The organism is Fulvivirga lutea (genome assembly GCF_017068455.1).
Taxonomy (GTDB): Bacteria; Bacteroidota; Bacteroidia; order Cytophagales; family Cyclobacteriaceae; genus Fulvivirga; species Fulvivirga lutea.
In genome coordinates, this window is the sequence record NZ_CP070608.1 from 331,882 (window position 1) to 353,634 (window position 21,753).

General features: G+C 36.2%; 24 protein-coding genes and 1 tRNA gene. 9 read left to right on the forward strand and 16 right to left on the reverse strand.

Translation table 11 applies throughout. The features are described 5' to 3' along the window. Positions 1-30: 30 nt before the first annotated feature. The 5 genes from JR347_RS01700 to JR347_RS01720 form a co-directional block, all read right to left on the reverse strand. Positions 31-1,026 (reverse strand): bifunctional heptose 7-phosphate kinase/heptose 1-phosphate adenyltransferase, encoded by a 996-nt coding sequence (locus tag JR347_RS01700; protein WP_205722337.1) that lies wholly within the window; start codon positions 1,024-1,026, stop codon positions 31-33. Then, positions 1,026-2,216, reverse strand: a complete 1,191-nt coding sequence (locus tag JR347_RS01705) for a pyridoxal phosphate-dependent aminotransferase (RefSeq protein WP_205722338.1) — start codon at positions 2,214-2,216, stop codon at positions 1,026-1,028. Before JR347_RS01705 ends, JR347_RS01700 begins: the two co-directional genes overlap by 1 nt. A gap of 88 nt (positions 2,217-2,304) precedes the next feature. Continuing rightward, positions 2,305-2,919, reverse strand: a complete 615-nt coding sequence (recR, locus tag JR347_RS01710; RefSeq protein WP_205722339.1) for a recombination mediator RecR — start codon at positions 2,917-2,919, stop codon at positions 2,305-2,307. Between the two features lie 41 nt (positions 2,920-2,960). Continuing rightward, complete coding sequence (gene truA, locus JR347_RS01715; protein ID WP_205722340.1) at positions 2,961-3,719, reverse strand: tRNA pseudouridine(38-40) synthase TruA; 759 nt, start codon at positions 3,717-3,719, stop codon at positions 2,961-2,963. A gap of 26 nt (positions 3,720-3,745) precedes the next feature. Next, positions 3,746-4,027 carry an ATP-dependent Clp protease adaptor ClpS gene (locus JR347_RS01720; protein ID WP_205722341.1) on the reverse strand — a complete coding sequence of 94 codons (282 nt, stop codon included), beginning with the start codon at positions 4,025-4,027 and terminating at the stop codon, positions 3,746-3,748. Between the two features lie 61 nt (positions 4,028-4,088). Here JR347_RS01720 and JR347_RS01725 point away from each other — a divergent pair, with 61 nt between their 5' ends. Further along, positions 4,089-5,549: a sodium:solute symporter gene (locus JR347_RS01725; RefSeq protein WP_205722342.1), complete on the forward strand. Its 1,461-nt coding sequence runs from the start codon at positions 4,089-4,091 to the stop codon at positions 5,547-5,549. A gap of 171 nt (positions 5,550-5,720) precedes the next feature. On the opposite strand, the gene JR347_RS01730 is transcribed toward JR347_RS01725, so the two are convergent. Together JR347_RS01730 and JR347_RS01735 are read right to left on the reverse strand one after the other, a co-directional pair. Continuing rightward, positions 5,721-6,050 carry a hypothetical protein gene (locus tag JR347_RS01730; RefSeq protein WP_205722343.1) on the reverse strand — a complete coding sequence of 110 codons (330 nt, stop codon included), beginning with the start codon at positions 6,048-6,050 and terminating at the stop codon, positions 5,721-5,723. 140 nt (positions 6,051-6,190) lie between these two features. Continuing rightward, positions 6,191-6,526 carry an MGMT family protein gene (locus JR347_RS01735; protein WP_205722344.1) on the reverse strand — a complete coding sequence of 112 codons (336 nt, stop codon included), beginning with the start codon at positions 6,524-6,526 and terminating at the stop codon, positions 6,191-6,193. A 190-nt stretch (positions 6,527-6,716) separates the two neighbouring features. On the opposite strand from JR347_RS01735, the gene JR347_RS01740 reads away from it, so the two are divergent. After that, complete coding sequence (locus tag JR347_RS01740; RefSeq protein WP_205722345.1) at positions 6,717-7,136, forward strand: bactofilin family protein; 420 nt, start codon at positions 6,717-6,719, stop codon at positions 7,134-7,136. Positions 7,137-7,185: 49 nt separating this feature from the next. On the opposite strand, the gene JR347_RS01745 is transcribed toward JR347_RS01740, so the two are convergent. Next, positions 7,186-8,376, reverse strand: coding sequence for a TlpA disulfide reductase family protein (locus tag JR347_RS01745; protein WP_205722346.1), 1,191 nt, complete (start codon positions 8,374-8,376; stop codon positions 7,186-7,188). Positions 8,377-8,486: 110 nt separating this feature from the next. Here JR347_RS01745 and JR347_RS01750 point away from each other — a divergent pair, with 110 nt between their 5' ends. From JR347_RS01750 to JR347_RS01780, 7 genes are all read left to right on the forward strand, one after another. Next, positions 8,487-9,056, forward strand: coding sequence for a hypothetical protein (locus JR347_RS01750; protein WP_205722347.1), 570 nt, complete (start codon positions 8,487-8,489; stop codon positions 9,054-9,056). A 228-nt stretch (positions 9,057-9,284) separates the two neighbouring features. After that, the gene (locus JR347_RS01755) at positions 9,285-9,926 is read left to right on the forward strand and encodes a MarR family winged helix-turn-helix transcriptional regulator (protein WP_205722348.1); all 642 of its coding nucleotides are present in this window, start codon (positions 9,285-9,287) and stop codon (positions 9,924-9,926) included. Between the two features lie 263 nt (positions 9,927-10,189). After that, positions 10,190-11,140: an alpha/beta fold hydrolase gene (locus JR347_RS01760; protein WP_205722349.1), complete on the forward strand. Its 951-nt coding sequence runs from the start codon at positions 10,190-10,192 to the stop codon at positions 11,138-11,140. A gap of 361 nt (positions 11,141-11,501) precedes the next feature. Further along, a complete protein-coding gene (locus JR347_RS01765; RefSeq protein ID WP_205722350.1) occupies positions 11,502-12,374 on the forward strand; it encodes a LytR/AlgR family response regulator transcription factor in 873 nt (290 codons plus the stop codon). Positions 12,375-12,479: 105 nt separating this feature from the next. After that, on the forward strand, positions 12,480-13,085 hold the full coding sequence (locus tag JR347_RS01770; RefSeq protein ID WP_205722351.1) for a hypothetical protein: 606 nt from the start codon (positions 12,480-12,482) through the stop codon (positions 13,083-13,085). Then, positions 13,082-14,266, forward strand: a complete 1,185-nt coding sequence (locus JR347_RS01775; protein WP_205722352.1) for a serine hydrolase domain-containing protein — start codon at positions 13,082-13,084, stop codon at positions 14,264-14,266. The genes JR347_RS01770 and JR347_RS01775 overlap by 4 nt, the downstream gene beginning before the upstream one ends. A gap of 63 nt (positions 14,267-14,329) precedes the next feature. Further along, on the forward strand, positions 14,330-14,602 hold the full coding sequence (locus JR347_RS01780; RefSeq protein WP_205722353.1) for a hypothetical protein: 273 nt from the start codon (positions 14,330-14,332) through the stop codon (positions 14,600-14,602). 3 nt (positions 14,603-14,605) lie between these two features. On the opposite strand, the gene JR347_RS01785 is transcribed toward JR347_RS01780, so the two are convergent. The 8 genes from JR347_RS01785 to JR347_RS01820 form a co-directional block, all read right to left on the reverse strand. Continuing rightward, entirely contained in the window at positions 14,606-14,770 is a 165-nt protein-coding gene (locus JR347_RS01785; protein WP_205722354.1) for a hypothetical protein, read from the reverse strand. Between the two features lie 125 nt (positions 14,771-14,895). Next, positions 14,896-16,266, reverse strand: a complete 1,371-nt coding sequence (locus tag JR347_RS01790) for a sodium-dependent transporter (RefSeq protein ID WP_235689729.1) — start codon at positions 16,264-16,266, stop codon at positions 14,896-14,898. A gap of 17 nt (positions 16,267-16,283) precedes the next feature. Then, positions 16,284-16,847 (reverse strand): RidA family protein, encoded by a 564-nt coding sequence (locus tag JR347_RS01795; RefSeq protein ID WP_235689730.1) that lies wholly within the window; start codon positions 16,845-16,847, stop codon positions 16,284-16,286. Positions 16,848-16,895: 48 nt separating this feature from the next. After that, positions 16,896-17,798 (reverse strand): NAD(+) diphosphatase, encoded by a 903-nt coding sequence (nudC, locus tag JR347_RS01800; protein WP_205722355.1) that lies wholly within the window; start codon positions 17,796-17,798, stop codon positions 16,896-16,898. Positions 17,799-18,000: 202 nt separating this feature from the next. Further along, positions 18,001-19,416 carry a hypothetical protein gene (locus JR347_RS01805; protein WP_205722356.1) on the reverse strand — a complete coding sequence of 472 codons (1,416 nt, stop codon included), beginning with the start codon at positions 19,414-19,416 and terminating at the stop codon, positions 18,001-18,003. Between the two features lie 126 nt (positions 19,417-19,542). Beyond that, a complete protein-coding gene (locus JR347_RS01810) occupies positions 19,543-20,427 on the reverse strand; it encodes a hypothetical protein (protein WP_205722357.1) in 885 nt (294 codons plus the stop codon). A 188-nt stretch (positions 20,428-20,615) separates the two neighbouring features. Then, the gene (locus JR347_RS01815; RefSeq protein WP_205722358.1) at positions 20,616-21,200 is read right to left on the reverse strand and encodes a Crp/Fnr family transcriptional regulator; all 585 of its coding nucleotides are present in this window, start codon (positions 21,198-21,200) and stop codon (positions 20,616-20,618) included. A gap of 395 nt (positions 21,201-21,595) precedes the next feature. Beyond that, positions 21,596-21,680, reverse strand: a tRNA-Ser gene (locus JR347_RS01820). Positions 21,681-21,753: the final 73 nt, after the last annotated feature.

Below are 21,753 nucleotides of genomic sequence, written 5' to 3' on the forward strand. Positions count from 1 at the left end.
ATGAGCCCAGGTGCTTTTGGGTTATTTTGCTTATAGAGTAATATTTAACTTGTTGGCTTCTTGTAATAGGTCATTCTTATCTATAGGAACTACGCCAATATGCTCGCACACGAGTCCACCACCTAAGTTAGAAAGAGCCGCTATTACCTGAGGAGAAAGATTAAGTGCCACGCAAAGAGCTGCAATACTTATAACAGTATCACCTGCGCCAGATACATCTGAAATTTCCCTTAAATGGGCCGGGATGTGATGTTTTTCCTTTTTGAAATTTATATAAACTCCTTTTTCAGATAAGGTGATAAGTGAACCTTTACTCTGAAGTTTTTCCATTAAAATTTCAACCGCCTTTTCTACTTCCACCTTATCACCCTTTTCGAATTCTAACTTCAGCCCTTCTTTCAACTCCTTTAAATTGGGCTTGAAAAGAGTTGTGTGCTTATAATTCAGGAAGTTCCTCTTTTTAGGGTCTACCACAGTGGGTATACCATTTTTCTCTGCGAGTTCAACGGATTTTTTTATCAGGTTTTTGGTGATGACACCCTTATCGTAATCTTCAAATATTACTACATCGCATGTAGGCAATAACTCCGCAATCCTTTTCCAAACTTTTGTCTCTTCATCTTTAGAAAGCAGTTTATCTGTTTCTTCATCTACCCTTACAATATGCTGGTGACTACTTAACACTCTGGTCTTAACTGTAGTTGGCCTTTCAGATGATTCTACTATACCTTCTTTCGATATTTTATTTACCTCCAGTCGTTCGAATACTTTCTGTGCTCCTTCATCCTGACCAACTACTGCACAAAGAATGGGATCGGCACCAAGGGCCTGCACATTAAGTGCTACATTGGCAGCACCTCCTAAACGGTAGTCTCTTTTAGTGGCCCTTACAATGGGTACCGGAGCCTCAGGAGAAATTCGTTCCACAGCCCCCCAGATGTAGGCATCCACCATAACATCACCAATGATCAGAACCCTTAGCTTATTAAATTCTTTAAAAACCTGATTGAAGTTGGTATAAGACATTAAGACAATTTACTTAAAGCTGTTTTAATTCTTTTAAGTGCCTCCACTAAATCTTCTCTGGATGCTGCATACGATAATCTAACGCAGTTTGCATCTCCAAAGGCCTCACCCGTTACCAAAGAAACGTGTGCCTCTTCCAAAATATATATGCACAGGTCGCTGGCATTTTCTATTTTTCTATCTCCTATGCTCTTACCAAAATAGCTGCTTACATCAGGAAAAAAGTAAAATGCCCCTTTAGGAACATTAGTCTTCACGCCTGGTATTTCATCCAACAAGCCTTTTACCAATTCTCTGCGCTCAAGATACTCCTTTGCCATTTCTTTAGTAGGTGTTGCATCTCCTGTTAGAGCTGTAAGGGCGGCACGCTGTGCTATCGAGCAGTTGGCAGATGTGATTTGTCCCTGCATTTTAGTGCAGCCATTGGCAATCCATTCAGGTGCACCTATATAACCCACTCTCCAACCAGTCATCGCAAAACCTTTGGCGAAGCCATTTACAGTAACAGTTCGCTCAAACATGCCCGGTAATGAGGCAAGACTCACGTGCTCATCTGTGTAATTAATATGTTCATAAATTTCATCAGCAATAGCGATGATATCATGTTTCTTTACCACCTCTGCAATAGCTTCTAACTCAGCTTTAGTAAATACTGAACCCGTTGGATTGCATGGTGAGGAAAAAATTAAAGCCTTTGTTTTAGGCGTAATTGCCTCCTCTAGTTGCTTGGCAGTCGCTTTAAAATCAGTGGAAATATCTCCGCTTATAAATACTGATTTTCCCTCTGTCAACTCTACAATTGCTGAATAGCTCACCCAATACGGTGAGAAGATGATTACCTCATCTCCAGGGTTAATCAATGAATACATCACATTGGCAATGGACTGTTTAGCACCGTTAGATACAACAATGTTTTCAGCTTTGTAAGGTATATTATTTTCCCGATTCAATTTATCAGCAATAGCTACACGTAAATCCATATAACCTGCTACAGGGGGGTACGCAAAGTATTTACCGGTATCTATCGCTTCTTTAGCGCCATCTTGAATGTATTGAGGTGTTTTAAAATCCGGCTCACCGAGGCTTAAACTGATAACATCTACTCCCTGTGATTTAAGCTCTCTGGCTTTTGCAGCCATAGCTAGCGTAGCAGATTCTTCCAGATTGCTAATTCTATTCGATAGGTTCATATGTGCAACTTTCTTATAAATTGAAATTCGGCCAAAAATATACAGAATGGCATTTAGTTGCTAAGGAAAGTATCACAATAATTGATTTCTACTCCTGATTATAGGCCGTTCTGCTGGCTATTGAACGACCAAGGGTTATCTCATCGGCATATTCCAACTCGCCACCAATTGGAATGCCACGAGCAATGGTGCTGATTTTTATGTTGAAGTCTTTCAGTTGCTTCGTGAGGTAAAAGGCTGTGGTATCACCTTCCATTGTTGGGCTTAGTGCAAATATTATCTCAGCAACCGTACCATTCGAAGATTTGATACGCTCAATCAATTGTTCTATGTTCAATTCATCCGGCCCCACACCTTCGATAGGAGAAATCACTCCACCTAACACATGATAAAGTCCGTTGTATTGCGATGTATTTTCAATAGCTAACACATCCCTCGTATCTTCAACCACACAAATAGTAGATTCTTCCCTCCTATGGCTGGCACAAATGCCACAAACATCTGAATCAGCTATGTTCATGCATTTTTTGCAATACTTAATCTGCTTCCTTAATTCCACAATGGATTGACCCAATGCCTCTGATGCACTTACTGGCTCCTTTAATAAATGTAGGGCTAAACGCAATGCTGTCTTTTTACCAATTCCCGGTAGTCTGGATATTTCTTCAACTGCTCTCTCTATTAACTTAGATGGGTATTCCATGGCGGCAAAGATAGCCAAGAAGACCAATAAAATGTGAATTATTAATAGTTGACTCTGTGGAGAATGAGGCCCGAAGCCGGTGCTCTATTGTCGAACTTAATTGATGAGCCTGGTTTTAGTGCTTCTGATAGTACGCTAGTTTCTAATTTTTCTCTTCCAATATCAAAAAGAACTCCTATCATTAATCGAACCTGATAACGCATAAATCCCTTAGAAATGACTTTGAATATGTAAAGCCCTCGTTCTTCATCAAAATCAATTTTACATGAATGTATCGTCCTTATTTTATCTACTTGTTCATACGGGTAACAAAATCCAGCAAAGTTATGCTCTCCTAAAAATAATTCAGCAGCAGATTTCATCAAGTCTATATCTAATGTCTGATGAACATATGTAACTAAGTGAGCGTCAAACGGATTTTTGGTTGTATTAAAGGTGAATTGATAGTGATACTCTTTTGAACTTACATCTTTTATCACATTGAATTTGCTGTTGACCTGATCAATACTAAGTGCATGAATATCTGCCGGTAGGTTTTTATTTAGCTCCTCTAAAAAGTTGGTTGATAGCTCTTGATAAGTAAAAAGCTCCATTGGAAAGTCCCTTGCCGAAACCATGGCATCTGTTCTACTAGCACCCAAGGTTTTAAATTTCACATCTTCACCAAGAACAAATCGAGTAGTTCTTTCTATCATGCCCTGAACTGTTTTCAGACCAGGTTGCTTTTGCCAACCATGATATCTAAAGCCTAAAAATTGAAATCTTAGCAGATAAAAATGCTTGCTTAGAAAAGGATTCAATGTGAGGTTGTAATGAGAAGTATAGTTTAGTGAACTCTGGCATCAATGCCTTTCTCACAAATAGCTTCTTGTTTTGGTTTTAATTCTTTGAATGATCCTGTTTTTACAATACACTTTCCTTTGTAATGGATGATCCATGCGCATTGCTCTGCCTGCTCCACCGTATGCTGGCATACCTTAACCAATGTGTTGATCACATGGTCGAAAGTGTTAACATCATCGTTATAAACAACAAGGCTTTTGTTGTCGACAATTTCTACTTCCTCTAAAACCTCTACTTCTTCTTCGTAATTATGTCCGAAATCCATGGAGTTTCATTTAGTTTGTCAAAGGTAGAAAAAATATGCATTTTAAACGAAAATCTCAATTATGAGCCCGCAACTAGTATTATCTGTTGTCTTTGGTTATTTCCTGATTTTAATACTCATTTCATTTCTTACTTCAAGTAAAGCAGATTCAAGCACCTTTTTTACTGCTAACCGACAATCGCCTTGGTATCTGGTGGCTTTCGGTATGATTGGAGCATCACTTTCGGGTGTTACTTTTATTTCAGTACCTGGATGGGTAGGTACAACGCAATTTTCGTACATGCAGATGGTGTTTGGCTATTTGGCAGGCTATGCTGTAATAGGCCTGATATTAATGCCATTATATTATCGATTGAACCTTATTTCTATCTACCAATACCTTGATCAGCGTTTTGGATTTTGGTCATACAAAACCGGGGCAGCTTACTTTCTTTTGAGTAGAGTAATCGGAGCTTCTTTTCGATTATTTTTAGTGGCTGGTGTTTTACAGTTAACTCTTTTCGATGCCTGGAATGTGTCTTTTGAAATTACAGTGGCCATTACCATTATGCTTATTTGGCTTTATACTTTCAGAGGTGGCATCAACACAATTGTTTGGACAGATTCACTGCAAACACTATTTATGTTGAGTGCTGTAGGAGCGGTTATCATTAGTATTTCCAATGATTTGAATTTCACTTTTGGTGAGATGGTTACTGCCGTACAAGAGAGCCAATACTCTAAAACTTTCTTTTGGGATTGGCAATTAGGCAGCCACTTTGTAAAGCAATTTCTATCAGGAGCTTTTATCGCCATTGTTATGACTGGATTGGATCAGGATATGATGCAAAAGAACCTAACCTGTAAAAATATTGGTGAAGCTCAAAAAAATATGTTCTGGTTTTCAGTGATTTTGGTGTTCGCCAACCTTCTTTTTTTGTGCCTGGGCGCATTACTCTACATCTATTCAAATGCCAATGGAATTGAGATTCCTGCTAAGACAGATGACCTCTTTCCAATGTTAGCCACGCAACATTTTAGCACCTTTATTGGTATCGTATTTTTATTAGGAATTATAGCTGCTGCATACTCTAGTGCCGATTCAGCTTTGACTTCTCTTACCACTTCATTTTGCGTGGACTTCCTAAATTTTAAGGATGAGCAAAGTTTAAATATTCAGGATAAACAAAAGAAAACAAGGCTGTTGGTTCATTTAGGTTTCTCTGTATTGCTATTTATCGTCATCATCATTTTTAAAAACCTTAATAATGAAGCGGTCATAAGCTCGGTGTTCCGAGCTGCGGGATATACCTATGGGCCTTTGCTTGGAATTTATGCATTTGGCCTGTTTACCAATTTAAAGGTTCGTGATTTCCTCGTGCCAATAATTTGCATAGCATCACCAATTGTAAGTTACCTGTTGAATATTTACTCTATGGAGCTGTTTTGGGGCTACCGGTTTGGATTCGAAATTTTGCTGGTGAACGGAATGCTCACATTTATTGGTTTACTCCTTATAACGAAAAAGGCCGCTCACGTTTGAGCGACCTTTTGATCGTGCTGTACACATTAAAACCAACTAAAACATACAGCAACTTAAATCAACCAAAAATCATGTACAAGAAGTATTACAATGGCTGTGCCAAAAGACACTTACCCTCTTAAAATAGCTTTAAACGAATATCTGATAAAATATTTATCCCATAATGGGAAATTATTTCCCGTATTGAACACCGTCTTCGGCATTCTTGGAAATAGAAATGTCTTTTTTATAGTTGCCTTTTTTGATCTCTACCGTATACTCACCCGACTTCACATCACAAAAATCAATAACGAGTCTTTTTCTTTCCAACACCTCTTTTGTCACAATGTCTCCATTAGAATAAGATAGTATTATGGTTGCTCCAATCAGCTCTTTGTCTACTTTGAATTTTAGAATGTTTTTGTACTCCGTATCGATTATTTTGATTGAGTGCTGCGGTTTATTAGCATAAGATACGACACTAATTACTGTAGCTATTATTAGAAGTGATAAGGTTTTCATATGTAATAAATTTTAATTTTTATTACTATTTACAACACCTATGCCAATTGTTTTATGCAGCCAAATTATATTATATGAGCCTATTTTATCAAGTTTTGTCCCTCAATTGGAAAGGGAATCTTTATTTGGGAATGTAAGTTTTAAAGCAATTCTTGCGATGGATCCCAGAAATATTTTTGAAAGTCTACTATTTGATCATTTTCAACCCTAATACCCTCGACCTCCAATAAATCTTGCATTTGTGTCGGAGTTTTGAAATGATGCCTACCTGATAGAAGTCCTATTCTGTTCACTACTCTGTGAGCTGGCACATCGGATAAACTATGTGCTGCATTCATCGCCCAACCTACCATTCTTGCGCTACCTTTACTGCCAAGATAATTGGCTATGGCTCCATACGAAGTTACTCTACCTTGTGGTATCAGTTTTACTACCTCGTACACATCTTCAAAAAATGAATGATTCTTATCGGCCATCTACCAAATATAAATTGAAGCATTTAAACATCCTCTGATACCTGAGACTATAAATTGTGTAGAAATCAACTTTCATTTAACTGGTATTTAGGCATTTGATCTTAAAATATTGATAGCCAACCCATTATAAATTGCTAATACAGGATAACCTTTTTACTTTAGCGGCTTCTTAAAAACAACCAGAATATTAATGTTTAATAGCAACGAAAAACAGGCAACGGCAGAAGCAATGAACTCCAATAATATTATTGGAAAAGGCACCACATTTACAGGAAATATTGAGACTTACGGTAACATTAGAATAGAAGGAAAAGTAGTAGGCGATGTGATTTCAAAATCTAAAGTAGCCGTTGGCCCTTCGGCAGTTATAGAAGGGAAGTTATTGGCACAGATAGCTGAAATTGAGGGCGAAATTAAAGGGAAGCTGGAGGTTACTGATCATTTAATATTAAAGCCAACAAGTAAAATTGAAGGTGATATTGTTGCCAATAAATTGACTGTAGAGTCTGGCGCCAAGTTTGATGGCCAGTGCAAAATGGGCGAGAAAAATTTGAAGATTGAGCTAAAAAACGAATCTCAAGAAGTTAAAAAGCTTCGAAGCGCAGTTTAAACCAAAACCTATATCATATAGAGAAAAGGCCAGTCAATCGATTGGCCTTTTATTTTTCCTGTGCTAGAGTATTGACTGCAAGGAGAAAATCTTTTTTGAATTCTTCATAGTACTGATCAGTGGCAGGGCCATTGAAATAATCGAATTGATAGCGTATAAAACCGTATTTATCAATAATTACCAAGGTGGGAAAAGCATTGATCTTTTCAAGGTATGGTAAAGCCAGAGCAGCTTGTCCTTTGCTTAATTCTCCACCCAATTTAATATCATAAGGAATGTGCATATCCCTTTTATAAGACTCAATTCTTTGAAGTCCATACTCGGTAGAAAAATTAGGCTCGTAGGTAACAGCTAGTACCTCAACATTTTGAGGTTTAGTCTGATACCAATCTCTTAAAAAAGTCGACTGATCCATACTATTAGGACACCAGGTACCAAAAAATTGCAACACCAGTACTTTATCGAAGTAGTTTGATTCATCAATTGACTCATTTGGGTTTCCTGCGGTTAAAATATCGAAGTGTGGCCGGTGTCTATCTTCAAGCTTCTTAAAAGGTTTTACAATTTCTGCATCCTCTTTGGGCTGCCCACTCACTTTCTCAATATATCCATTATCAAAATGAAACTCTCCAATCAGTTGATTATCATCCAACTTGGCTTTCAATTTAAATCCGTGGGCTCCATCGAAAGAAGTCATTAGCAATGAATCATTTCTAATAATACCTTCAAAGAATCTAAAATCTCCAACATCGGAAATTACAGAGCCGGAAGCCTTACCATTTTCAAACTGGAATAACCCCACTGCTGGATAGGTATCATTCAGAGCCCTTTCAAACTTCAATTCCCATTTATAAGACAATTTTTTCTTTTTAGTTCCACCCTCAAACCTTGGCTTACCATAAGAGGCATTAAAAGGTATGGCTTTCGTTTTATAGCCCTTCTTCCAGTATCCTTCCATCGAATGCTCATCAAACTTCGCCCTTATTTCGGCATCGAACGGCTTTAGTGGCATTACTAGTGTATCTCGATCAATAACGGCATCTTTAATTTCAATTTGCTCTTTGCCATTGATGATAGTGATAAGCATGCCTTTCTTTTTATGTTCGATTTTGAATTCAAACGGAATGCTTTCGGCCTCATATTCTAATACTCCTTGCCACTGGCCTCCTGAAGGTTGAACCTGTGCCAACAATGAGTTACAATAGATTGAACCAATAAAAATTAGTAATAGTGACTTCATACTATAAAACTACCAATTGTATTTGTAAGGATATGTGGAATGAACAACTTGTTGAAGAACCTATAACTTTGTGAGTAGGTATATTAACTTGTAAATAAATCTAACATTGAATGCAGAACAGCTACAACATAATCTGGAAACACTTTAATAAAAATTCTTATACCGGAATTCACCTACGGGCCAAGGAAGATTTTAGTCTGCCGTATTTTGTTGATGGTGAAGAAAAGGAGAAGTTCGAAAAAAAGGAGCCGACCGCTCTCAACCCATTTCATCTGGTAAAGGGACTTCTGGTTGGATATTTTGATAAACCTCCCGCAACAGATACAAGTTTTGCCAAGGCGCAGGCTAAAAAAATAATCACAGAGCAACTGCCCACATTCAAATCTCCTTCCCTCGAAAGCTTGGTTCTTGACCTTTCGGCCTATCTGCGTGATACACATGGACAACAAGCCAGTCTGCAATCTTTAATGGCAGGCATTGAATTAGCACCGGAAAGTAGCGCCATTAAATACGATTGTTGTTTAGACTTAATCAACTGCATAGAAGATGATGAGATTGAAGACAGGATCGCAGGAATTCAGAAACTAAAAATACTATTGAGTGAAATAAACATCAAAGACCTGGCTCCTGAGTTAGCGGAAGACTATAAGCAGATGGTGGAGATTGCAGAGGGGGTGTAAATCAATATTTGGAGTCAATTAACTAAATAATTTCTCTACGAATACAACTGACAATTCAGAGAATTCTTTTGCTCTGAGAGCAAGAATAATTTTTGCTTTTCCATTTCATTGGTTTGACTACAAATTAATACGTTTTCGTATTTTTTATGATAATTTTATGACGTGGTTAAAAGTTCTACTTACAATGGGCATTTACCCACAAAGACAATCTAAACTAGCCTAGTAAACGTGGAGGAAATTCTGAAAAAATTAATTGAACTATTCTTTACCTATTCTGAGAAGAAAAATGCAAAAAACTTAAGCTTAACGGAATTTGTAGGTTTTTTAAATGTAGAGTTAGGAGAACAAGGAAAATCCAATCTGAAAACAAGTAAACCAAATTCTAAATCCTATAATACTGAAACAGATGATCTGGGAATTTTGCTGGTATTGCTAAATAGGTATGCGAAAGAATATGTAAAAAAGGCTTTAAAAGACACACCCCTCTCCACAGCCGATGAATTTCCTTTTTTAATCTCATTACTTGGCACTAATAGCCATACTAAAACTGAACTCATTAATAAAATGGTGCTTACCAAAACTTCAGGGACCGAAGTTATTAAACGGCTTTTAAAGAAAGGATTCATTGAAGAGTTTGAAGATGCTAACGATAAAAGAAGCATACGTGTAAAACTAACCGAAGAAGGCAAGCTTTTAACGCTTGGTATGTTACCTAAAATGCAAATGGTGTCAGAAATTATTAAAGGTGGCTTAAGTAGTACAGAACTTGCAACACTTAATTACCTGTTACGAAAACTCGAGAAACATCATAAAAGTATTTATGAAGAAAGCGGAGATGTTGAGTTAACAGAATTATTATCCAATAAGTAGTTCAGTAGTCAATAATCAGACGTTACGAATTTCTCAATCATTCACTTTTACTCATTCACAATCGCTGTAAATCATCTTACAAGCGCATACAATTAGTTTATTATCACGGTATTTAATCCATCTTCTTTCCTTTTCTCATAGCATTCTAAATATCTATTTTAATACGATTACGTATTTTTAATTGTTTATTTAAAACTTTTACGTATTATACACGTTTGGTTGATACGAAAACATTTAAATCAAATTTTAACTAACACATCATCATGGAAAAACTATCATTATTTGCAGTTAGCTTGAGCATAATCATGTTGGCAATCATTTGGCCTTATAAGAGTTTAGCAACTAAGGAAGTAGAGGAAATTAATTTAACGCGATTGGGATTTACCAAAAGCAAATTAAAAACACCAACTGGGGAAATTGCTGTTTTTGAAGCTGGAAAAGGAGAACCATTGCTTTTATTACATGGAATAGGTGCAGGTGCGTCATCCTATATCTGGTTTGAAATAGCTCCACAATTGGCTGAACATTATCGCGTAATTGCACCCGACTTTGTTGGTTGGGGAGAATCTGATCGACTGACAAGAGATATCCTATTTGAAGATTATGTAACACAAATCACCGCTCTTGGTGAGTGGGTAGGTGAACCAGTTAGAGTATTAACTCAATCACTTAGCTGTGGTTTTGTGCTTTCTGCCATTGAAAAAGGGGGTATTGAAGTGATCAAATTGGTGCTTAACACACCATCTGGTGGATTTGATTTTGGAGTAGATGCCATCGGAGAACAGGGCACTCAGAGTTTTTTGAAAATTTCTGAATCACCACAACGAAATGAGATTTATGCCCAAATTTTTCATCAAAGGCCGGCCATTGAAGATTGGTGGAGACAAGAAGGCTTTAAAGATGGAGAGGCCGTTCCATTAGAAATTATTGAGAATAACTTGTACAATGCAAGACGGCCAAATGCTTCTTATTCAGCCTTACCTTTTCTAAGTGGAAAGTTGCGTTATGACATCGCACCATTGTTAGAAAATGTTACTGTTCCCACCATCATGCTCTGGGGCAATGAAGAATTTAGAATTAGACCAGAAGTGCAAGAACGTATTTCTAAACTTAATCCTGAGATAGAAGTGATTCGAATAAAAGATGCCCGATCGGCATTTGAAGTGGAGCAACCGGAACTAACGCTAGCGGCAATTATGCCTTTTCTCAAATAAGCAGGTTAACTAGTTTTTTATTCAATTGAGGTCAGCCGTTTGGCTGACTTTTTTTTTGAACATGCTTATTAAAAGCGGGATACAATTAAATTTAATTCAATAGCCTTAAAGGGTCACATCTCTTTATTGTTAACTGGAATTCTTGAAACACCAAAAGACTACAGGTTAAAAAAACGATATACGATTTGTAAATGGGCTTTAGAGCAGAAGGGGAGGAACTTGTGTCTACTATTTAACTCATTAGGCCATTTAAAGGAAAAGATAATGCTCTGGAATGAAAATCTGTAAATGTTGTAATTTTACCAACTCCGAAGTCTTTTCTTTAAAAAAAACAGTATAGGTCAGACTATTTATTTCAAAAATGAAATCTGAGCCATTAGAAAGTACCGATGAAACAAAAAGAAGCCTTCCATTAAGGCGAATAAATGATGGCTGGATTTTTTACTTTGTCCATCCTTTAATTGCCATATTAGTTGTCCATATTGGAAACGATAATTCCTTCTATGATCTAATTCAAATTCCAAGTTATTACACTGACCTGTTATTTGCATTTGCCTGTACATATAGTCTTGGCTTTTATTTCAAATGGTTATTTTACAAGCTAGATGGCTGGTACAACTGGGGTGAAGAAATGAGGCTCAGAATTATAACTCAAGCTACACTGGGTTTATTGGCACCAGTCGTAGTAATCATTGGCCTTGAGTTTTTGTATTTAAAATCTCTGCCAAATGTGCTTATAGAAAGTAGCTCCATTTTTTATTTAGAGCTACCGCTTGTCGCCATATTTTGTGTACTATTGAATTTGATCTATTCAATACTTTACTATAGGCTACATAGTATCGAAACTACTCGTGAGTTAAAAAACAAGTTAGAAAAACATGCTAACGATCGAAATGGGAAAAGCAATTTTTTAGTGCACTATGGGTCGAAGTCATTAAATATATCACTCAATGAAATAGCCTATTTTATTGTTTTGGATAAAATGACCTATTTAATAACACATAATGGTAAGCAGTACCTTTATAATTCTACCCTGGAGCAGGTAAGCGAGGCAATGTCTCCACATAATTTTTTTCAAATTAACCGACAATTAGTTGCCAGAAAAGAAAGTATTGTATCCTATAAAAAAACAGATACCAGAAAGTTAAAAATCTCACTTAACCCTCCTGTACCCACACCTGTTTTTGTTTCTAAAACAAAAGCACCACAGTTCATCACATGGCTTGAAAGCTAATGCTGTCCATTTCAGCCAAATAATTGTCCGCTTCGGTGCATTCTACCAAAATTTTCAGGATAAACGCCTTTTTGACCGTTTTAAATTTGAGTCAAAAAAATTATCATGAGAAACTATTATTACCCGCTATTATTATTGATGAACTGGATAATGGCCTCCAACGCTTATGGGCAAATGCCGGTGAAGGTTTCATTATTCAGTGAAGCCACAAGCGTTCCTTTTGACAAAGTTATTACCACACCAATTCATCCTGGTGTTCAATTAGGAACTGATTTTCACTGGAAAGAATCAAAACATATCAAACTATTCCCTTCAGTGAATATTGGCTATATGTTTCATAATAAGCTATTTCAAGGTGTTTATATAAATGGGGAACTTGGGCTTGATTATAAGTTTAGTTTCGGGCTAAATATAAAAACAGCACTTGGTATTGGTTATCTCCACACATTTACCACTCAGCAGGAATTTCAATTTGAAAATGGCAGATATGTAAGCAAAAGAGATCGAGGAAATGCACGGATTATGCCTTCTTTTTCAGTAGGTGTAGGATATAATCTAAAGAAGAATGAAAGTCGATCGGCAGAAATTTTTATTCTACACCAAACCTGGCTGGAGTATCCCTATTCACCTGGATTTATTCCTTTAATGGCCCATACCAATTTTCATGTTGGCTCAAAATTTTATCCATTTAATAAAAACAATAAAAAATGAAGTACTTATTTCTTTCAATATTAATTCTTGTTTTGTTTGGTGCATGTGAAGATGATCCTGTCTTTGAACCTTCGCATTATTTCTGCGACAGCGGTATTGATAACATAACCGCTGGGTTTGATTATCAAGAGTTACAAGACCTAATAGATGAAATGGTAGCTTCAGGAGTACCAGGAGTTATGATGTCAGTTAACTATGATGACACTATTAGGTGGTCGGGTTCTTCGGGAAAGGCAGATTTAGCCAATAACATTGATTTGTCGCCTTGCAATATTACCAGAGTAGGGAGCACCGTAAAAACGTTTACTGCTATAGCCATTTTATTGCTGCAAGAAGAAGGGAAACTACATCTTGATGATCTTGTATCACAATACCTTGACAATAACATTTTGCAGGGGTTGGCGAATGCTAAACAGGCTTCAATAAGGCAGCTTTTGCAGCATTCAAGCGGCATCTACAATTACATTGCTAACCCCAGATTTCAAACGGCATCTTTAAATGACTTAACTAAAACCTGGCAGCCAAAAGAATTGTTGGATTATGCTCGCAATGAAGCGGCAGAATTTTCACCTGGAAGCGATGTTCAATACTCTAATACCAACTACATTCTTTTAGGTAAAATTATTGAGGCGATTGAGCAAAAACCATTTTATGAGGTTTTCGCAGAAAGAATATTCAAACCTCTTAATTTATCGAATACACGTTTTGCGGCAACAGATCCTATTCCGGATGGCATTATTCAGGGCTATATTGATTTGTATAGCAATTTAAATGTAATTAACTCAACTGAGTATAGTGGTTGGGATTATTTTACGGCAGACGGAGGCTTGATTTCCAACTCAAATGACTTAAATGTTTTCTTACATCAACTTTTTAATGGGTATATTATTCAGGAATCATCCTTAAACGAAATGATTACATGGAAAGCTCCAAAAAAGCAGGATTCAGAAACCTTTGATACATATTATGGACTAGGTATTTTCAGAATAGATACTGATTTTGGGCCAGCTTATATGCATAGTGGAGATGCAATCGGCTATTTCGCCAGTATGGTATATTTTCCAAACTATAATGTAACCATCACATGGGCTACTAACGGGAATTATGGTAAAATTGATGATTTTACTCAATCGAAGGAGGCTATGGAGAAAATTTTCAAAACACTTTTAAAGGACAAATAAAAGTTTGTGAACTATACGCTTTTTTATAGTTCCATATCTTCAGTACTCAAGTTTACTAAAATAATGAAAGTATTTAGCTCGGATGATAATCCGATTTATCTACATACACAACCGAGGAATTTTAGAGCGGTAAAACTATATGCAGATTTTGGATTCAAATTATTAAAAGGTGGGTCAATTGGAAACAGAGTAAACGAACTTGAAAAGTGTCTTCTAATACTTAAAGAATTCATGCCTAATAAAGATTTTGAGAGACTAGAAATAATTGACCCACCTGATTATTTTATGAATTCGATGAAAAACGTAACAAAATACAGTTCTAAGAAAAATTTATGAACACTAAGAATAGCCCTTTTTGCCTTTTGTTGAGGTGCATCTGCGGTACTTGGCCAGTGCTGCGTTTTTCACTGCGGCTGTTCCCATTTTTATTTTTAGTTGATTTATATCTGCCAATTGCTGGAAGTTAACCCACAGCACGTTTTTAAGTTCGCCTGACGCCTCCACTCCATACTCATTTAGTTTCGGTTTCCACGGCTCGCCTTACTATTTTGTCAATCTTAATTATATTAAATACTCACTAATTCCTCATCAACTGTATTGCATTGGTATATTCAATTTTCATCTGCATGTCATAAAATCATCATGCCAAAATATTTGTCCAATATTCCAAGTATCAGTATACAGCCTAAGATCACAGGGCAAATAACCTTTATTGCAATGGAAATATATCTTATAATTATCCGCTCATACAGCATTTTATCCTTGCTCAATAATTCAGAAGAAAGCTTTTCTTTTCTCCATATGTGTGCTGCAAATAGACATGTAAATATCCCTCCCAAAGGTAGTAGTGTGTTACTTGAAAGATCAGATATAAATGTCATGAAATCAACAGCTTCAGTGCTTTTAGGATAAAAAATAAACTGAGTGAAAGAATCCGAATAACCATTGGCGAGCATTGACGGTATACCAATTAATAGTATTACAAAAGCACATAGCCAAACTACATATCTCCTTTTCATTTTAAATTCATCAATTAGAAAAGATACAGGAACTTCAAATAAGGATACTGTTGAAGTCAACGCAGCAAATGACAATAAAAGAAAAAATAGTGATCCAACAAAAATGCCTGCTTGTCCTAATTGCTCAAATACACCGGGAAGTGTCATAAAAACTAGGCCGGCACCTCCACTTGTCTCAAGACCTTGAGAAAATACAAGTGGGAATAGCATCAACCCGGAAAGAAATGCCACGCCCACATCCGTTAGAGTAATTGCAGCAGCAATACCTAATAAGTTTTCCTTTTTATTTAAATAACTTCCATATGTTATCAATATTCCCATACCCAATGAAAGGGAGAAAAATGCATGACCTAACGCATTATATATAGTATGTAAGTTAATTTTAGAAAAATCGGGAATTAAGTAAAAATCGATACCTTGAGCTGAACCTGGCAATGTAATGGCGTATATCGCCAATGAAACTATGATTAATATCAAAATGGGCATGAGCCATTTTGAAAATGTTTCTATTCCTTTAGATACACCTCTGTTAACAATAAAAGCCGTTATGAGCATGAATACTAAAGAAAAAGAACCCACTGTTTCTATACTTTTTATATAATCAGGAAAAGTACTGCCAATTGAAAAGTTTCCTTGAACCATTTCTATGAAATACCCTAATGCCCAACCTGCAACAACGTTATAAAATGAGAGAATTAAAACACAGGCAATAATGGCAAGTAACCCAATTAATGATGATTTTTTTGACCCCAGCACCCTAAAAGTACCTACAGCACTTTGTTGCGATTTTCTCCCCATCGCTATTTCTATCACAAGCATGGGGAAACATAGGATAAAGCAAAAAACAAGATATATGAGTAAAAAAGCCGCTCCACCGCTCTCACCAACCTCAAATGGAAATTTCCAGATGTTCCCTAGCCCTACTGCACTACCAGCTGCCGCAGCAATGAAACCCAAATTATTCGAAAAACTACTTCTCATTAAAATCTAATAAATAATTAATCAAGTGTAAAAGATGTAGTCAACCCAACTGAAAAGTTTCTTGGTAAGTTATGTACACCCAATATTGTTCGGGAATGTTTACCTTTCTCTCCCAGCACAGTACTAAACAGGTCGGAAGCTCCATTAACTACGATTGGTGCATCATCCCAATCATCTGTGGCAACATAATAGGCTTCTATATGATTTAATCCATTAATGTTATCGATTCCAATTTTATCCTCAATTTGAGAAAGGACATTGAGGGCACATAATTTCATAGCCTCGTAACCTTGCTTAGTAGTTAAATCTTTACCTAGCTTTCCTTGAAATTTAAAATCACCATTGAGTATCGGAAACTGAATAGCTATATAGGCTATTTTACCTCTAATATTGACGGATGAATAGCTGCCTCCCGGTACAGATACTTCGGGTAGTACTAAATTCATTTCCACTAACTTGTCTCTCCACTTGTTTTCCACTATTTCTTTTGTTTTTGGTTTATCGAAAGCAATGATGCATACAACTAGTATTGTTCCAAATGCAATAACAAGCGTATTCCATGAAGCTTTTATCCTTTTCATTGTTATAATTCTATCCTTAAGAAAACATTGATAACCGATTATCAATGATTATTTTTCGAGCCACTTATATATCATTCTTCTGGCAATACTATCCCCCCGCGATACTTTTATTCGGCCGTTGCTAATACCTTGGGTTAATTCACTTTGAGTATACCAAGCGGCATCTGGCACCTCGCTTCTGTCAAGTGTAAAATTTTTATCTGTCGCCAATGCCGAAAATCCAGTCATCAAACCAGATGGAAAAGGCCATGGTTGCGATTCAATATAGCGAACATCCTTAATTTCTAATCCCGTTTCCTCCCTGGCTTCTCTTTTCACAGCATCCTCGAGAGTTTCACCAATTTCAACAAATCCAGATAGGCATGATACCAATAGTCCATTCTTTACTGGAGTTTGTTGAAGCAGGCATGACTTTATGCCATTTTTATCTATATGCTCCAGAAGAAAAACAACTATTGACTCAAACTGCGGATAAATTTTCTTTTCACAATTTTTACAAATCCGTAAATATCCTTTATCTGCCATTTTTGTTAGCCCACCACAAGTGCCACAATTTCTATTATTACGGTTCCAATTACTCACACCAATACCTAATGCAACTAGTCCCGAATCATAATTACCAAGTACTTTGTAGGCCTTCCTTATCCAAACTGGCTCACTATCTAATAATGGTAAAGTTGTTGATGCCTTCACATATTCACATGCGTGATAAATCGAAAGAAATGATAAATCCTGACACCATATTTCAACATTACCTTCTACACCAAGAAAATACATTGGAAAGTCATCACTAATGTTTCGATTTAGCCTTATTGCTGGCGCAGATGGATCATCTTTTGAAAGAAAAACATTTTCTTTCCAGATGGGTATTACTTCTGCTTTAAGAAACTTGTCGGACTTATTGCGTAAATGTGCAGCCCTATTTATTTTGTTATTTGAATAAACTATCATTTTAAAATATGCTACGCATTGTAGCGATTAATTAAAAAAACTGATACACTTAGCTCAGGCGTCTTTCGTCTATCTAATTGAGGTATAAGATAATTTGCAAATTCCTTAGCCTAACACATCAAATAGTAGGCATGCCTGATCTTGAACCTGTTTCAGATTGTACAGGTTTAGACTTTTTGTTCATTATACAATTATTGGACATTTAATTTCCATCCATGTCTGTCGATTTGATATCCCAATAAGTATCAATAAAAGTTCCGTCCTTCATGACACCTTGAAAATAGTAGCTTAACGTCATAAAAAGTCCCTGATCGTTAAGTGGGTTGTCACAAAATTGAAATCTTGTCTCTGCAACGTTGCTAAAATCTACAATCCTTACATTCTCTTCTCCCGCGGCATCCCATACGATACCACCAGAATCAACTAGCAATAGTTCTATATGGCTATAATCTAATTCTGTAAGTATATGACTATAAAGTACCGGATCACAAAAGGGATTATTAGCGCGGATAACAGCCAGGTGTTCAGTAACAATTCCATCTGCATTATACCAAGCCAATTCCAAACCCCCGGCATTTGATTCATTTGGTGAAGTAAGTTGATATTCATTTCCCGCAGAGAGTTCAAAAGTTCCCGTTCCGTAGATGACGGGATTATTTAAAAATTCAATAGACTCATATATGCCAATAAAAATGTTGTAATTACCATTACCGGATATGGGCATTACTTTTACTATCTCGTCTAATTCTGTAACATCAAAAATCCCTGTTGTTTTATAAAATGTACTGTTTTCGGATTGTATAGAGATAAAAGCAACTTCAGGATCTACACCCTCAGGTAAATTATAACGTAATATGACAGAAGAGGCAGAAGGGTTCATGGTAATATTCAATATCCCATCAAACTCATCTAATTCTTGGGTTGTGAATGTTCTACTATATGTGTTAAAGCCCTCCTTTTCAATTTCAATATAATATCTTTCAGATTTCCTGATAGTTATAGAGTTTGACTGGTTTAGTAATTCGCCCTCATACAACACCTCTGTTTCATTACTAATTGAAACGCTACCACTTACAAAATTAAATCCATCATTTGTCTGCCTAAAGAGATTAATTACCAAATGCATAATATCAACAGGCTCAAAAGATATTCCAAGATAACCAAAGTCTTCTGGGGTAAAGCCTGCCGTACTAACAACCTGAGGCGCAACGTTCACAGTCTCATTGGTGGAGATTGTAAATGATAACGGTAATGCAGTATCTACAAGATGTTCTGTATCAGAACCACTAACTGGCGTAGCATAAGTAACCTCATTTTCATCGTTTAAAACAAGAAATTCCTCTAGTGAATATTCTCCCACTTCTAAGCTGAGTACCTCGCTTTGATAACTATCCCCAAACTTTACCACTTCAATGGTATCTATTATTGCATCTTGATCATTATTTTTTAAGGCAAAAATTATTTTTGAGAATGTCCCTTCCTCAACTCTTCCATCAGGTATAGAAGTATCACTAATATTGAAACTTAATTCACCAATCTCAGGCATAGGTTCTGTTGACTCTCCGCAAGAGTATAATATCAAAAAAACCAGAAGCATGAGATACAAATTGTTTTTCATCTTATTTATCATTTTTTGTTTCTAATATTTTATATTCTAAGATTTTCACCTTACTTTCTTAGGATCTATTAATTGATTTGGATCATATTTAACCCCGCTACTACTATTCTTTTCTGATTTTTTAGATTACGGTACTTGCATGAAATTTCTATAAGAGTTTAAAATTTGCTGTGCGTCATCTGAAACAAAATCTTCAAACCAAGATTGAATATCTTCCCACAATATCCTGTTTCGTACCTGGAAAAAATTAAAATGATCTAGCGTATCTTCTGTATTCGAGATGTGTTCATGAACTTTAATATTAGTACCATATTTATCGAACAAATCTTCAACTGCCTTTCTTGGGGCCAGCAAATCGTCACCTTTGATGCTTACAAATTTTGTTGGTACATCATAGGTCAAATATTTTAATGAATTGGATCCCTCGCCATAAACGCCATGCTTTGTCTTTGCAAGTCTTGCCCAATCGCTTGCAATAGCTTTAGACAAATTATTCTTACCCCCATAAAAGTATGACGGCATATAGCCTATCAGTTTTAAAGCTAATGGTGTTAGTATATTCCAAAAAAGGTTCACAATTGATTTGTTTTTACCCTTCCATAAATGTGAACACACAGATTGTGAGGCTACCAGGTAAGAGGCTGTCAATTTATTTGCATTTCGAGCTAGTGGTAGAATCTGTCCTGCAATACTATGACCAACAAAAAATATATGCTTACTCTGTAATATCGTTTTGCAATACGAGATTACCTCTGACAGATCGTTTTTTCCGAATGACCCTATATCTTTATTGCCTAAAGGCTCATCCTCATGAAACATTCCACTGTAGTCAAATGTCACACAGTTAAATCTACGCTCATTAAAAAAATGGGCAATTTTGGAATAAAACCGCCTTTTTACTCCCATAGCTGATCCAAAAATGATGGTCCTTTGAACATTACAATTTGCTTTAAACACTGTTATGTGTAATGGCCCATTGGCAGTGTTTAAGATATAATCGGCACCTTTCATATTTTCTCCCATTTTAAATTCAACATCAATGACCTGTGCCTAATTACAGTTCCTTACCTTTTTATTAAAAAAGTCTGATGTAAGTAGGCGCTATTTAATAAGTCATTACCCTCACCAAGGAGGTTAATTTGTTATGCAAAACTATGAGGTGTTTATTTCAAAGTATTGATAAGAAGTATTGATCTATGTTAGGAAATTAGCTTTTTCCGTATGCGGCTTAAGCTCTCTGGATGTATTCCCAAGTATTTTGCAACTTTATTAACAGGTATATTTGCCAGGTATTTCGAATGACTCTCATACATGGTTGAATATCTTTCTTCTACAGTTTTAGATAAAAAGTCTTTTTCTCTATTTGACTTTCTCAGATAAGCCTGTTCTGTGATTATTCTTCCGAATTTGTTGACATCTATAGAGTTTTCATAAGCTTTCATTAATTCATCCCTATTAATACTTTCCACCAGGCATTCCTCTAGAGCGGTTATTTGTACATCTGATGGTATTTGATTTAGAAAAGATGTCAGAGCACAAAACATTTCTCCCGTAAAAAAAAAGTCTATTATCTTTTCTGACGTGTAGGCTTTTATAGTCATCTCAACTATTCCGCTATTCATAAAATAAACCTCGTTTTCCACATCACCATAAGCAGTAACAATATCCTTCCTTTTGAAAATTCTTTTTGTAACCTTAAATGGAAGTTCTTCATCTAGCATATGTTCTTTTCCTAAAACAGATTTGTATAATGCTCTAAAGGTTTTGTGATTTTCCTGGCTCATTCTTAATTTATCTATTCTAACCTTTTATCTCAATCCGGTTGGTATAATACCGTTTCTAACTACGTATTGTTGAAGTTGATGTTTCCAATAAATCTTATCACATAGACTCTATTCTTAGTCTAACGGGGATTTTAGTTAGAGATCTTTTGATTAATACGCCTCATTCTTCTTTAACACGACTTCCCGTATAACTGAACAAAATCATTCAAAAAAATCTGCAAATTTAAGCGGTTGACCTTCGGTTGACCCCAATCAAAAACTGAAAATATTGATTTATGGAATTAATTAACACACGCTGATACCTTTGCTTGTGGAGAATTATAAGCAGCTAATCGAAATTTCTATGGGATTATAAATAAAAAAGCCCATCTACTTGTTGTAAATGGGCTTTTGTGCAGAGGAGGAGGGATTCGAACCCCCGGTACCTTGCGGCACGCTGGTTTTCAAGACCAGTGCATTCGACCACTCTGCCACTCCTCTAGGTCGATAAAATCGGGCTATTTCCCGATTGGTCTGCAAATGTATATGATTATTTAATTATGGCAAACACTCC

Bases quoted from the DNA above. Each gene is read 5' to 3' on its own strand.
- JR347_RS01790 (WP_235689729.1), bottom strand. From the start codon at position 16,266: ATGAGAAGTAGTTTTTCGAATAATTTGGGTTTCATTGCTGCGGCAGCT.
- JR347_RS01720 (WP_205722341.1), bottom strand. From the start codon at position 4,027: ATGGATTTCGGACATAATTACGAAGAAGAAGTAGAGGTTTTAGAGGAA.
- JR347_RS01760 (WP_205722349.1), top strand. From the start codon at position 10,190: ATGGAAAAACTATCATTATTTGCAGTTAGCTTGAGCATAATCATGTTG.
- JR347_RS01740 (WP_205722345.1), top strand. From the start codon at position 6,717: ATGTTTAATAGCAACGAAAAACAGGCAACGGCAGAAGCAATGAACTCC.
- JR347_RS01765 (WP_205722350.1), top strand. From the start codon at position 11,502: ATGAAATCTGAGCCATTAGAAAGTACCGATGAAACAAAAAGAAGCCTT.
- JR347_RS01750 (WP_205722347.1), top strand. From the start codon at position 8,487: ATGCAGAACAGCTACAACATAATCTGGAAACACTTTAATAAAAATTCT.
- JR347_RS01810 (WP_205722357.1), bottom strand. From the start codon at position 20,427: ATGAAAGGTGCCGATTATATCTTAAACACTGCCAATGGGCCATTACAC.
- recR (WP_205722339.1), bottom strand. From the start codon at position 2,919: ATGGAATACCCATCTAAGTTAATAGAGAGAGCAGTTGAAGAAATATCC.
- nudC (WP_205722355.1), bottom strand. From the start codon at position 17,798: ATGATAGTTTATTCAAATAACAAAATAAATAGGGCTGCACATTTACGC.
- JR347_RS01725 (WP_205722342.1), top strand. From the start codon at position 4,089: ATGAGCCCGCAACTAGTATTATCTGTTGTCTTTGGTTATTTCCTGATT.
- JR347_RS01775 (WP_205722352.1), top strand. From the start codon at position 13,082: ATGAAGTACTTATTTCTTTCAATATTAATTCTTGTTTTGTTTGGTGCA.
- JR347_RS01735 (WP_205722344.1), bottom strand. From the start codon at position 6,526: ATGGCCGATAAGAATCATTCATTTTTTGAAGATGTGTACGAGGTAGTA.
- JR347_RS01730 (WP_205722343.1), bottom strand. From the start codon at position 6,050: ATGAAAACCTTATCACTTCTAATAATAGCTACAGTAATTAGTGTCGTA.
- JR347_RS01705 (WP_205722338.1), bottom strand. From the start codon at position 2,216: ATGAACCTATCGAATAGAATTAGCAATCTGGAAGAATCTGCTACGCTA.
- JR347_RS01745 (WP_205722346.1), bottom strand. From the start codon at position 8,376: ATGAAGTCACTATTACTAATTTTTATTGGTTCAATCTATTGTAACTCA.
- JR347_RS01770 (WP_205722351.1), top strand. From the start codon at position 12,480: ATGAGAAACTATTATTACCCGCTATTATTATTGATGAACTGGATAATG.
- JR347_RS01780 (WP_205722353.1), top strand. From the start codon at position 14,330: ATGAAAGTATTTAGCTCGGATGATAATCCGATTTATCTACATACACAA.
- JR347_RS01805 (WP_205722356.1), bottom strand. From the start codon at position 19,416: ATGAAAAACAATTTGTATCTCATGCTTCTGGTTTTTTTGATATTATAC.
- JR347_RS01815 (WP_205722358.1), bottom strand. From the start codon at position 21,200: ATGAGCCAGGAAAATCACAAAACCTTTAGAGCATTATACAAATCTGTT.
- JR347_RS01700 (WP_205722337.1), bottom strand. From the start codon at position 1,026: ATGTCTTATACCAACTTCAATCAGGTTTTTAAAGAATTTAATAAGCTA.
- JR347_RS01795 (WP_235689730.1), bottom strand. From the start codon at position 16,847: ATGAAAAGGATAAAAGCTTCATGGAATACGCTTGTTATTGCATTTGGA.